Source organism: Bradyrhizobium nitroreducens, assembly GCF_002776695.1.
Taxonomy (GTDB): Bacteria; Pseudomonadota; Alphaproteobacteria; order Rhizobiales; family Xanthobacteraceae; genus Bradyrhizobium; species Bradyrhizobium nitroreducens.
The window spans coordinates 5217486-5228704 of record NZ_LFJC01000003.1 but is presented as its reverse complement, the minus strand read 5'-3'; the positions used below and the strand labels follow the sequence as shown (position 1 = coordinate 5228704).

Sequence of the window (11219 nt, the reverse complement as noted above, 5' to 3'; positions counted from 1 at the left end):
AGGAGAAGAATGGGTGAGCCCGCGGCTCTGCGCACAACGCGCTCCGGCGATGCAGGCGCTCGGACGTCGCCAAGCGGCCTCCCCCGCGAGCGTGGCACCATCGGATCGAGCATCGCCGTCCGCGACGCCGTGAAGCGATACGGCAGCTTTCACGCCGTCGACCGGATCAGCATCGACATCGAGCCGGGTGAATTCATCACGCTCCTCGGCCCTTCGGGCAGCGGCAAGACCACACTGCTCAACCTCGTGGCCGGATTCCAGAGCCTCGACAACGGCGAGATCCTCGTCGACGGCAAGCCCGTCCACAACGTGCCCACGCACAAGCGCGGCTTCGGCATGGTCTTCCAGAGCTACGCACTGTTTCCCAACATGACGGTGAGCCAGAACGTCGCGTTTCCGCTTCGCATGGCGGGCGTCGACCGGGCAGCCACGGACCGACGCGTCGCCGAGACGCTGGAGATCATGCGCCTGACGGAGCATGCGACGAAGTCCCCCTCGCAGATGTCGGGCGGGCAGCAACAGCGCGTCGCGATCGCCCGCGCCATCGTCAGGAGGCCGAGGGTCGTGTTGATGGACGAACCGCTCAGCGCCCTCGACCGGCGGTTGCGCGAGTCGATCCAGATCGAGATTCGCGATCTGCACCGGACCATCGGCAGCACGATCCTGTTCGTCACCCATGACCAGGGCGAAGCCCTGACCATGAGCGACCGCATCGCGGTGCTCAACGCAGGCAAGATCGTCCAGATCGGCCGCCCCCTGGACATCTATCGACATCCCACCGATCGCTTCGTCGCCTCATTCATCGGCGAGAGCAACCTGATCGAGGCCGAGATTCTGCAGAAGCGCGGATCGACGCTGACGATGAAGAACCGCGCGGGATACGTGTTCAACGCCGAAAGCCGCGACACGATCGACGTCGGGCGCGCAACCGTGCTGGTGCGCCCCGAGCGCATTGCCGTGTCGAACGAGCCGACTGCGAATTCCACGCCCGTCAGCGTCACGTCTGCGATCTTCCTGGGCGAGATCTTGCGGATCGAAGCTCACATGGAGGGCGGAGAGCCGCTCCTGATCAGGTGCACCGACATGGCGGACCGGCCACTGCCCTCCGTCGGGGATCGCCTGCACGTGAGTTGGGGTGCAGCGGATTGCTGGGTGCTTGCATGAGCTCGGCATCGATCAGCGTCCAGGCGCACCGTCCTGCGGGGCTTGATCTCGTCAGGAGATTGAAGGATCCGGCGCTGCTGCTGCTGCCGGCGCTTGCCTTCCTGGCCTTCATCTATCTCCTCCCGCTGATCGATCTCATCCGCATCAGCGTCAGCGGACCATCGTGGTCGTCGTATTTCGCGCGGGTGTTCGCGATACCGCTCTATTGGGATTCGCTCGTCCGCACGATGCAGATCTCGGTGACCGTCGCAGGCCTGTGCCTGCTGTTCGGATATCCGACCGCGCTGCTCATTCATCGCAGTCGCGGCATTGCCCAGGTCCTGATCGCGACTGCGATCGTGCTGCCCTATTTCATCGCCATCCTGATCCGGACCTACGCCTGGATGGTCCTGCTCGGCCGCAACGGGCCGATCAACAAGCTGCTGGTCTCGATCGGCATCTTGAGCGAACCGGTGCAGCTTCTGTTCAATCGCGGCACGGTGCTTCTCGGCATGACCGCGGTGCTTCTGCCATTGATGGTGCTGACGATCTATTCCAGCGTGGCGCGCCTCGACCAAAGCCTGGCCCGCGCCGCGCTTGCCAGCGGCGCCGGTCCCATTGCAGCGTTCTGGCGCGTGATGCTGCCGCTGACCTTGCCCGGGATGGGCGCCGGCTTCCTGCTGGTCTTCGTCGCCGCGATCGGCTTCTTCATTACACCGACCCTGCTCGGGGGACCCGGCGACCAGATGTTTGCCATGCATATCACCCAGCAGGCGGACTCGGTCACGTCCGAGGGATTCCTGCAAGCCTTGGGCGTGGTGCTGCTGACGATCACGCTGGCAGTGGTCGCGGTGGCCGGACGTTTCCTCGGCTTCGAGTTCATCTGGGGCGGCCGCAAGCTGACGGAGGCCGCGCCGAGAGCCACGGACCGCCACACGGGCGATGCCGGCCGCCGCAGCTTCGGCGCCTCGGTTGCCGATGCGATCGGCTGGCCGCTCCTGCGGCTGTTCGGGCGCCTGCCGGCGAGCTGCGGGACCTGGACCGTGCGCCTCATGGGCGGCCTGGTCATTGCCGTTCTCATCCTGCCAATCATTGTGGTGATGATCATCTCCTTCAGCAGCGCGAGCTATCTGACCTTCCCGCCGCCGGGATTCTCGCTGCGCTGGTACGAGCAGTTCTTCTCCGATTCGAACTGGATGCGGGCGTTCTGGACATCCCTGGTCGTCGCGGCGATGTCGGCCGCCATCGCGATCGCGCTGGGCGCCTCGGCGGCCCTCGGCATCGTCAGGAGCAACATTCGCGGCAAGTCAGCCATCATGCTGCTTCTCGTCAGTCCGATCATCGTTCCTCCGGTCGTGCTCGGCCTGTCGCTCTACAGCCTGTTCCTGCGTTTCGATCTCGTCGGCTCCGTCTTCGGCCTTGCCGCCGCGCATGCGATCGGCGGCCTTCCCATCGTCGTGGTGATCCTGTCCGCCTCGCTTCAGGGCGTCGATACCAGGCTCGAGCAGGCAGCCGCCGTCCATGGTGCGTCGTCATTGACGGTGTTCCGCCTGGTGACGCTGCCGGCCATCATGCCGGGCCTCGCCGCAGCGACGTTCTTCGCCTTCCTGCATTCGTTCGACGAACTGGTGCTGACGCTGTTCCTGTCGAGCGCGCAGCTGAAGACGCTTCCGCTCATGCTGTGGGGCGACGTCAACTATCGGCTCAACCCCGTTCTGGCCGTGGTCTCGACGCTGGAGGTGCTGCTGGTGATCGCCGGGCTCGTCCTTGCACGCCCCGTTCTCGCGACGTCGCGGAAGGCGACGTCACAATGATCGATTTCAACTGGAGGAAAGAAAAGATGCTGGGAATGAAACGCTGGCGGCTATCCGCTTCCGTACTGGCCTCGGCCCTGTTCGTCGCGATGGGAACGGGTCTGGCTCAGGCTCAGAGCAACGTCGTGATCATGCAGGATCCGGGCGGCGGGTATGGCGATGCATTGCGCAAGGTCATGTACGACCCGTTCGAGAAGGAGACCGGCATCAAGGTCGTCACCGTCCAGGAAGCCCGTAGCGGCCCGCGCATCAAGGCTCAGGCCGACGCCGGCAAGGCCCAATGGGACCTGACGTTCATCTTTGACCAGGAGACGAAGCTGCTCGGCGACTGCTGCCTGGCCGATATCGACTATTCCAAGCTGTCGGACGGCGCGAAGCAGACGCTGGCGGCGATGCCGGACAATCTGAAGCGCAAGAAGGGCGTGGCCCTGCAGGTGATCGGCGTCGGCCTCGTCTACAACAAGGACAAGTACAAGGGCGAAAACGTACCGACGAGCTGGGCCGACTTCTGGGACGTGAAGAAATTCCCCGGCCGGCGCTGCATGCCGGCATGGCCGCGTTTCGTGTTCGAAGCGGCGCTGATGGCCGACGGCGTCGAGAAGAGCAAGCTCTACCCGCTCGACATGGAGCGGGCGCTGAAGAAGGTCAAGGAGATCAAGCCGCACATCGCCAAATGGTGGACGACGGCCGCACAGCCGCCGCAACTCCTGCTCGACGGCGAGGCCGACATGTGCATGGCCTACACCGGCTCGATGAGCAAGCTCGCCCTGGAGGGCGCGCCGATCGAACTGACCTTCAACCAGGGCTTCGTCTACTACGACTTCTTCTCGATCCCCAAGGGCGCACCGAACTACGACAACGCGCTGAAACTGCTGTCCTGGCGGCTCGAGCCCAAGCGCGCGGCACAGCTGACGTCGACCTTCCCGGTCGCCCTGCCCTCCCGGGTCGTGTTCGAGGCCGCCACCGACAAGAAGCTCGCCCGCTACTGGGCCAACAACCCGGACAACATCTCGAAGGCAATCGAGTGGAGCCCGGATTACTGGGGCGGGCCTTCGCCGGCCGGAAACTCCACCAACGAAGAGTACGGGCAGGAGAAGCTCAACGCCTTGCTGGCCCAATAGGCCGGCTGATCGGCCCCGATCCGAGGAGGATCGGGGCCGATCCCAAACGCGGGCTATTGCCGATCGCGCGGCCATGCTAGATCGAGTGAAAGATCATCCTATTTTGGCTGGTGGATGGACAAGGCTTTTACCAAGGGACTGCGTCTCCTAGAAGCACTTGCTCTGAGCGAGCAGCCCCGCGGGGTCACGGACCTCGCGAGCGAGCTGAAGCTCACCAAGAGCAACGTGCATCGGCTGCTGACGACCCTGCAGTCCCAGGGCTATGTGCGCCAGATCCCCCCGCACAGCACCTACGAGCTCACGACCAAGATCTGGGCGCTCGGCAGCCATGTCATCCACCGCATGGATCTCATCAACGTCGCGCGGCCGGCAATGACCAAGCTCGCAGAGATCACCGGCGAAACCATTCACCTCTCCGTGCTCGAAGATACCGACGTCGTCTATGTCGACAAGATCGAAAGCGCGCACCATATCCGCGCCCATACGAGCGTGGGAATGCGCGCACCAGCGTTCACCATGGCGACAGGGAAGGCGATGCTCGCACATGTGCCTGATGACTACCTGGAACGGTTCCGACCGCATCTCAGGCGCTACACGGAGACGACGCGAACGACGATCGAGGAGTTGCGCGAGGACATCGAGTTGGCACGCGCGCAAGGCTACTCCTCCGTGCTGCACGGCGAGTGGCGAGAGGGCATTGCGGCCTGCGCCTGTGCGATCCTCGGTCGCTCCGGCGAACTCGTTGGAGCGATCGGCATGTCCGGGCCCGATACGCGCATCAAGCGCAAGCAGATCAGGGAGTATTCGGTTCACGTGATGGAGGCAGCCCGAACCATCGGCGCAGCCCTTGGCTATTCCAACAGGCCGACGGCGTACCCCGCCGTGAGAGGTGATCATGCGCCTTCACATCAATCACGACGCGCCCCCTGATCTTGCCGGCCACGACGTCGGCGGCACGCCGCGGCAGAGCCGACAGCGGCGCGGTGTATGACAGCCGGCTCATCCCGCTTCAAACCCATGAAAGACATTTTCCGATCTCTGCGACGGCGCGATGGGTCAACCACAAGGCGCGTCCGTCCGTCGGTCCGACCACGAGGAGAACTTGGCAATCACAGTATGATTGGCACGATCGATGAACAGGTTCTGGCCATGGACACCCATGGTGAACAGCACCTGCCCACCGTTTGAGCTACGCCAAGAATTAAGTTTCGTTCCCAATAATGATCGATCTGCCCGCGGTGTGGGCAGAGCGGTTCGAACGCATGTCAGGAATCCCAGTCTCATCCGCGGCGATGATGCGCACCTGCACGTCCTTCGGCTTAGCTAGATAGGGCGACGACGTGACCAGGAGGTCTGCGCCGGCCTCTGCATAGGCTGCAGCATTCGCGGCATTGACGCCGCCGGCGGCAGCGATCACGGGGCGTTCGCGTGCATAGGCCATCGATGCCATGCGCTTGACCAGCGCGGCGATCTCGGCCGGTGAAAACTTCTCCGCCTGGATCACGTCGAAACCGGCAACCGCCCCCGCAAGTGCAGCGTCGGCCGTCTTCACCTCGATCACAAGCTTCTTCTCCGGCGCGGCCCGTCGCAATCGTTCGACCGCCTGAAACAGCGGCAGCTTGCCGAGAAAGGCGCGGTGCTCGGGAAACACCAGCACGGTCTCGGACAAGCCGAGCCGATGCATCACGGCGCCGCCCGCCTTCACCGCCGCAACCGCAAAGCGCTTGGTGCCCGGCACGTTCTTGCGCGTGCAGGCAACCGGAATCTGCGGGGCGACTGCCCTCGCGGCCTCGACAATGGCGCGGGTCTCGCTGGCGACACCCGACCAGATTTCGATCAGGGTCTGCGCGACCTTCCAGCTCCGCAGCAGGCTGGCGGCCGGACCACGCGCCTCCAGGATCGGCGCGCCCTGCTCCAGCGTCGCACCGGATGCCGCGAACAGCTCGACCTCGCAGCCGGCCAGCGCGACGATCGCGGCGGCATCCTCGGCGAGCGCCAGCACCATCGGCGCGCGCGCGGCAAACTGCATGACGCCCCTGGCCGCGCCGATCCCGAGCGCGTCGGTGGTGAGATCGCCGTAAGGCACGTCGTCCTCCAGCAGACGCTCGAGCTCGGCGCGCGATGCAACGGTTGCCATATCGTGCTTTCCCTTCGTTGGTGTCGGCTTGCCGACGCGGTTGTCGCAAATCCGACAGGGATCGTCGGTCCCGCTGCCACACGGGGCAGCAAGTTCTGCTTTTGCCGCTGATTTCTGCAAGGCGCGCACCAGACTCCGGTCGCCGCATCCGGCACGCCGATTGCTGAGCCCTCATGGCCGCCGCCTCGCGACGATCAGGCTGACGCGGAGGCGGTTACCGTCCGCTGGAGTTCATCATGAAACTGTTTCGCACGATCGCCGTCGCCGCAGGCTTACTGCTCGCAACCACCACCGCACAAGCCGCGCAGACCAATGTTGCCGTCGCCGCCAACTTCACCGATGCCGCCAAGGAGATCGCCGCCATCTTCAAGCAGAAGACAGGACACGAGGCGGTGCTGAGCTTCGGCGCGAGCGGCCAGTTCTACACGCAGATCACGCAGGGCGCGCCATTCCAGGTTTTCCTGTCCGCCGACGATTCGCGGCCGAAGAAGCTCGTCGAGGACGGCCTTGCGGTCGCGGACAGCCGCTCCACCTATGCGATCGGCAAGCTCGTACTGTGGAGCAAGTCGCCGGGGATCGTGACCGGCGAAGCGACGTTGAAGGCTGCGTCCTTCGCAAAACTCTCGATCTGCAATCCGGCCGCGGCCCCTTACGGCCTGGCCGCCGTGGAAACCATGAAGTCGCTGAATCTCTATGACACGCTGAAGCCGAAGCTGGTGCAGGGCGCGACCATCACCCAGGCCTATCAATTCGTCGAGACCGGCAATGCCGAGGTCGGCTTCGTCGCGCTGTCGCAATTGACCGGCAGCGAGGCCGGCTCGCGTTGGGTGGTGCCGCAGGCGCTCTATAATCCGATCCGGCAGGATGCGGTCCTGCTGAAGACCGGCACCGGCAACGAGGCCGCCGCCGCGTTCATCACTTTCCTGAGGGGGCCCGAGGCGCGCGCCGTCATCGAGAAATACGGCTACGCGCTGGACGGACAGAGCTGACGCGCATGGAGGTCTGGTCAGCGGAGATCCGCCAGTCGGTGCTGCTCACGATCGAGCTCGCGACCATTTCGACCACGATCCTGCTGGTGCTGGCCACGCCGCTCGCCTGGTGGCTGGCACGCGCGCAGGGCTGGTGGACCGAGATCGTCGCCAGCGTGGTCGCATTGCCGCTGGTGCTGCCGCCGACCGTGCTCGGCTTCTATCTGCTGGTGCTGCTCGGTCCGGACGGGCCCGGCGGATGGATCGCACAATTGTGGGGCGGGCGCACGCTCGCCTTCACCTTCGAAGGCCTGGTCATCGGCTCGGTGGTGTATTCGATGCCTTTCGTGGTGCAGCCGATCCGGAATGCCTTCACTGCCATGGGCGAGCGGCCGCTCGAGGTCGCCGCGACCTTGCGCGCCTCGCCCTTGCGGACGTTCTGGACCGTCGCCGTGCCGCTGGCGCGGCCCGGCTTCCTGACCGGGGCCGTGCTCGGCTTCGCGCACACTGTCGGCGAGTTTGGCCTGGTGCTGATGATCGGCGGCAACATTCCCGGCCGCACCAAGGTGCTGTCGGTTGCGCTCTTCGACTATGTCGAGACCTCGCGCTGGCGCGAGGCGAGCATGCTCGCAGGCCTTATGGTGATCTTCGCATTTGCCGTGATCCTGACCATGACGCTGGTCGACAAGCGCGCCGCGAGGGCTGCGGCATGAGAACGTCCAAACCCGGGCGCATCAACGCCGGCTTCCGCGGCCGGCTCGGCAATTTCGTGCTGGATGCCGAACTCAGCGTGCCCGCCACCGGCGTCACCGCGATCTTCGGTCCGTCCGGCTGCGGCAAGACCAGCGTAGCGCGCTGCATTGCCGGCCTGCAGCATATGACTGACGGTTTTTGCGCGGTGGACGGCGACGTCTGGCAGGACCATCGTTCGTTCCGACCGGTGCATCGACGACCGATCGGCTATGTGTTCCAGGAAGCGAGCCTGTTTCCGCATCTGTCGGTGCGCGGCAATCTGCTGTTTGGTGCGCCGAGGATCGCAGGGGCGCAGATCGGCTTTGACGAGGTCGTAGAGCTGCTCGGCCTAGCCGCCCTGCTCGACCGTTCGCCGAACCGTCTCTCCGGCGGCGAACGGCAGCGCGTTGCAATCGGCCGCGCACTGCTGTCACAGCCGAAACTGCTGCTGATGGACGAGCCGCTCGCGGCGCTCGACCGCGCCACCAAGAGCGAGATCTTGCCCTTCCTCGAGCGGCTGCACGACCGCCTGTCGCTGCCGGTATTCTATATCAGCCATGACATGACGGAGATCGAACGCTTTGCCGATCATCTGGTGCTGATGGAACAAGGCCGTGTCGTCGGCGAAGGTCCGCTGCATACCCTCCATCCAATACCGCTGGCCGGACGCACTGGTCGGCACGGAGATTGCTCGACACGACGGAAGAGCGTAGGAAAAACGACGAGGATGCCCCCCATGCCCAAAGACTTCCACGACATCGACCCGAATCGCGTCGCCGCAATCCTCTACCGCACCCAGGACGACGTCGACACCTTGCTCGCCGACTTCGCCGAAACTCTGGCGCGATCGGGCGAGCGGATCGGCGGTATCGTCCAGCGCAACGTCAAGGACGGCACCGGCTGCCAGGTCGGCATGCAGGCGATCGATCTCATGACCGGCCGCGAGATCTCGATCTGCCAGCCGCTTGGCTCGGGCGCGATGGCCTGCAAGCTCGACGCCGCGGGACTGGCCGAAGCGGCGGTAGCCGTCGCCCGCGCGATCACGGCGGATGTCGACCTCGTCGTGATCAACAAGTTCTCCAAGCAGGAGGCCGCCGGCGAAGGCCTGCGCGACGAGTTGGCCGACGCGATCGCCGCCGGCATCCCGGTGCTGACGGCGGTGCCGGAAAAATGCCTGGACGCCTGGAACGATTTTACCGGCGGGATCGGCACCAGCCTGCTGTGCGAACGGAGCGCGATCGAAGGCTGGTGGCACGACCTGTCGTCGCGCATGAAGCGGGCGCGCGAGGCGCGCCTGCCCGCCGATGCATCTACCGCGCTACTTGCCGATCATCACGTCGGATGACTTGATCACGGCCGAGACGGCGTCGCCTACCTTCAGGGCGAGGTCGTCCACGGCCTCGTTGGTGATCGCGGAAAATACGACCAAGCCCGGCGCGAGCTCGATCTTCACATGGGCCGTCGTCGTGCCTTTGGTGACGGCGATGACTTTTCCGGGAAGAATATTGCGTGCACTCAGTTTCATTTTCTATTCCCTGCATTCCGGCAGTGCCGATGTTAGCCGCAAGGCGCGTTGCGCTCAACTCACCGTCTCGCGAATTCATGCACTTCCGACCGGCGCCGTTTCGCACATGGTCGACGCTGCAGGGGTCAGCCGAACTTGAACAGCACGCCGTAGCCACCGCGCGGATAGCTCCATTCGATGTCGCCGCTCTCCTCGCAGATTACGCGGCAGGTGCCGCACTCGATGCAGCCGTCGACAGTGATCTCGACCTGTCCCTTGTCGTTGAGCTCGTAGCAACGTGCCGGGCAGGCCTTCAGCATGCTGAGAAGCTCCGGCGACGGTTTGGTGTGCGGCCGCACCTTGATGTGGGCTCGTCCGGCATCGACCAGATAACGATTGTAGAACAGCTTGTCCTCGACACGCACGGATGGCTCGATCGACATGGTTTGGTCTCCGTCGTTGATAGTCTATGTCCTCGTCTCATCGCCAAGCGCGCGCGAGGCGGAAAGCGTCGCCGAACAGCCCGCTCCATGAGCGCGCCTTGATGAACGATCTGAACGTCGTCTTCTCCTTCTCCACCTTCGGCGTGCCGTCGACGCGAAGGAAGTTCTGCATCGCCCTGGAGACGAGTTCGGGATAGGTCAGGAAGAAGCTCTGCGACTGGGTGTGCATCAGCGCCGGCATGTCCTTGTACTTCTTCAGATCCTTGATGACGAAGGACTGGTCCAGCATGGTCTTGTAGAGCGACAGGTTGTCCGCCGTCATCGGATCCTTGCGCGACTTGACTTGGAAGATCGCCTCCGCCGCGATTCGGCCCGACGTCATCGCAAGGTTCGAGCCTTCGCGATGGATGGCGTTGTTGAGCTGGGCGGCGTCGCCGACCACGACCCAGCCTTCGCCGTAGAGCTGCGGGATCGCCTTGAAGCCGCCCTCGGGAATGAGATGCGCGGCATATTCCTTCACCTCGGAGCCTTCGATCAGCGGCGCGACCGACGGGTGCCGCTTGAAGCGGTCGAGCAGGCCGTACGGCGTCTCGCCGGTGCGCTGGAAATCGGAGACCAGGCAGCCGATACCAAGCGAAATGCACTCCTTGTTGGCGTAGATGAAGCCCATGCCGGTCATGCCGCGGGAAATGGTGCCGGCGGCTTCGATCACCACGCCTTCGTCACCTTTGAGGTTGAAGCGGGCCTCGATGGTCTCGCGCGGCAGGAAATGCATCTCCTTCACGGCAAGCGCGACCTTGTCGGGCTTGGGCCGCTCGCGCAGGTGAGCGCGGGTGCCGAGCAGGCCGTTGACGCCTTCCGCCAGCACCACGACGTCGGCGTGGATCTCGCCGTCAGCGCGGTCGGTCCGCACGCCGATCACCTTGCCATAGGCGTCCTGCGCTAGCTCGGTCACCGTCGTCTCGCACAGTACGGTGGCGCCGGCCTCGCGAACCTTCTGCGAGAACCATTTGTCGAACTGGGCGCGGATGATGGTGTAGCGGTTCGGCTTCTCCTCGTTGAAATCGTCGGAACGATAGTGCAGACCGGTGTGCGACCGGTCGTCCATCATCCAGAAGCGCTGCTCGACCAGATGCCGCTCCAGCGGCGCATCCTCGCGGAAATCGGGAATCAGCTTCTCCAGCATGTCGGCATAGAGGATCGCGCCCTGCACGTTCTTCGAGCCGGAATATTCCCCGCGCTCGAGCTGGAGCACCTTGAGCCCGCGCTGGGCCAGCGTGAGCGCCGCCGCGTTACCGGCCATGCCGGCGCCGACGACGATGGCATCGAATTTCTCCTCGATCATGGCGGGTTCTCC

Annotated in this window: 11 protein-coding genes and 1 pseudogene; 8 read left to right on the top strand and 4 right to left on the bottom strand. The window is 64.6% G+C overall.

Annotation, left to right across the window (positions count from 1 at the left end; all coding sequences use genetic code 11):
* Positions 1 to 9 precede the first annotated feature (9 nt).
* The 4 genes from TSA1_RS25380 to TSA1_RS25365 all read left to right on the top strand — a co-directional run bounded on the left by TSA1_RS25380 (position 10) and on the right by TSA1_RS25365 (position 5008).
* Entirely contained in the window at positions 10 to 1164 is a 1155-nt protein-coding gene (locus TSA1_RS25380) for an ABC transporter ATP-binding protein (RefSeq protein ID WP_100178712.1), read from the top strand.
* Positions 1161 to 2957: an ABC transporter permease subunit gene (locus TSA1_RS25375; protein ID WP_100178711.1), complete on the top strand. Its 1797-nt coding sequence runs from the start codon at positions 1161 to 1163 to the stop codon at positions 2955 to 2957. Before TSA1_RS25380 ends, TSA1_RS25375 begins: the two co-directional genes overlap by 4 nt.
* Before the next feature lie 26 nt (positions 2958 to 2983).
* Positions 2984 to 4078 carry an extracellular solute-binding protein gene (locus TSA1_RS25370; RefSeq protein ID WP_100181333.1) on the top strand — a complete coding sequence of 365 codons (1095 nt, stop codon included), beginning with the start codon at positions 2984 to 2986 and terminating at the stop codon, positions 4076 to 4078.
* Between the two features lie 114 nt (positions 4079 to 4192).
* Positions 4193 to 5008 (top strand): IclR family transcriptional regulator, encoded by an 816-nt coding sequence (locus TSA1_RS25365; protein WP_100178710.1) that lies wholly within the window; start codon positions 4193 to 4195, stop codon positions 5006 to 5008.
* Positions 5009 to 5279: 271 nt separating this feature from the next.
* Here the strand turns inward: TSA1_RS25365 and modD are convergent, their stop codons facing one another.
* A complete protein-coding gene (gene modD, locus TSA1_RS25360; protein ID WP_100178709.1) occupies positions 5280 to 6215 on the bottom strand; it encodes a ModD protein in 936 nt (311 codons plus the stop codon).
* 236 nt (positions 6216 to 6451) lie between these two features.
* Between modD and modA the strand changes: the two genes are divergently transcribed.
* From modA to TSA1_RS41185, 4 genes and pseudogenes are all read left to right on the top strand, one after another.
* A complete protein-coding gene (gene modA, locus TSA1_RS25355) occupies positions 6452 to 7204 on the top strand; it encodes a molybdate ABC transporter substrate-binding protein (RefSeq protein ID WP_100178708.1) in 753 nt (250 codons plus the stop codon).
* Positions 7205 to 7209: 5 nt separating this feature from the next.
* Positions 7210 to 7896: a molybdate ABC transporter permease subunit gene (gene modB / locus TSA1_RS25350; RefSeq protein WP_100178707.1), complete on the top strand. Its 687-nt coding sequence runs from the start codon at positions 7210 to 7212 to the stop codon at positions 7894 to 7896.
* Positions 7893 to 8573 (top strand): annotated as a pseudogene (gene modC, locus TSA1_RS41190) (molybdenum ABC transporter ATP-binding protein); the annotation flags it as partial. The gene modB and the pseudogene modC, both read left to right, overlap by 4 nt.
* Before the next feature lie 69 nt (positions 8574 to 8642).
* On the top strand, positions 8643 to 9260 hold the full coding sequence (locus TSA1_RS41185; protein ID WP_430649804.1) for a DUF2478 domain-containing protein: 618 nt from the start codon (positions 8643 to 8645) through the stop codon (positions 9258 to 9260).
* On the opposite strand, the gene TSA1_RS25340 is transcribed toward TSA1_RS41185, so the two are convergent.
* From TSA1_RS25340 to TSA1_RS25330, 3 genes are all read right to left on the bottom strand, one after another.
* Positions 9234 to 9440, bottom strand: a complete 207-nt coding sequence (locus tag TSA1_RS25340; protein ID WP_100178705.1) for a TOBE domain-containing protein — start codon at positions 9438 to 9440, stop codon at positions 9234 to 9236. The genes TSA1_RS41185 and TSA1_RS25340 overlap by 27 nt on opposite strands.
* Before the next feature lie 125 nt (positions 9441 to 9565).
* Positions 9566 to 9862: a ferredoxin family protein gene (locus TSA1_RS25335; RefSeq protein ID WP_100178704.1), complete on the bottom strand. Its 297-nt coding sequence runs from the start codon at positions 9860 to 9862 to the stop codon at positions 9566 to 9568.
* Positions 9863 to 9899: 37 nt separating this feature from the next.
* Entirely contained in the window at positions 9900 to 11207 is a 1308-nt protein-coding gene (locus TSA1_RS25330; protein ID WP_100178703.1) for an FAD-dependent oxidoreductase, read from the bottom strand.
* Between the last annotated feature and the right edge of the window lie 12 nt (positions 11208 to 11219).

Excerpts from the sequence above, each read along its gene's own strand:
- TSA1_RS25380 (WP_100178712.1), top strand. The coding sequence starts at position 10 with ATGGGTGAGCCCGCGGCTCTGCGCACAACGCGCTCCGGCGATGCAGGC.
- modB (WP_100178707.1), top strand. The coding sequence starts at position 7,210 with ATGGAGGTCTGGTCAGCGGAGATCCGCCAGTCGGTGCTGCTCACGATC.
- TSA1_RS25365 (WP_100178710.1), top strand. The coding sequence starts at position 4,193 with ATGGACAAGGCTTTTACCAAGGGACTGCGTCTCCTAGAAGCACTTGCT.
- TSA1_RS25375 (WP_100178711.1), top strand. The coding sequence starts at position 1,161 with ATGAGCTCGGCATCGATCAGCGTCCAGGCGCACCGTCCTGCGGGGCTT.
- modD (WP_100178709.1), bottom strand. The coding sequence starts at position 6,215 with ATGGCAACCGTTGCATCGCGCGCCGAGCTCGAGCGTCTGCTGGAGGAC.
- TSA1_RS25330 (WP_100178703.1), bottom strand. The coding sequence starts at position 11,207 with ATGATCGAGGAGAAATTCGATGCCATCGTCGTCGGCGCCGGCATGGCC.
- TSA1_RS25335 (WP_100178704.1), bottom strand. The coding sequence starts at position 9,862 with ATGTCGATCGAGCCATCCGTGCGTGTCGAGGACAAGCTGTTCTACAAT.
- TSA1_RS25340 (WP_100178705.1), bottom strand. The coding sequence starts at position 9,440 with ATGAAACTGAGTGCACGCAATATTCTTCCCGGAAAAGTCATCGCCGTC.
- TSA1_RS41185 (WP_430649804.1), top strand. The coding sequence starts at position 8,643 with ATGCCCCCCATGCCCAAAGACTTCCACGACATCGACCCGAATCGCGTC.
- modA (WP_100178708.1), top strand. The coding sequence starts at position 6,452 with ATGAAACTGTTTCGCACGATCGCCGTCGCCGCAGGCTTACTGCTCGCA.
- TSA1_RS25370 (WP_100181333.1), top strand. The coding sequence starts at position 2,984 with ATGCTGGGAATGAAACGCTGGCGGCTATCCGCTTCCGTACTGGCCTCG.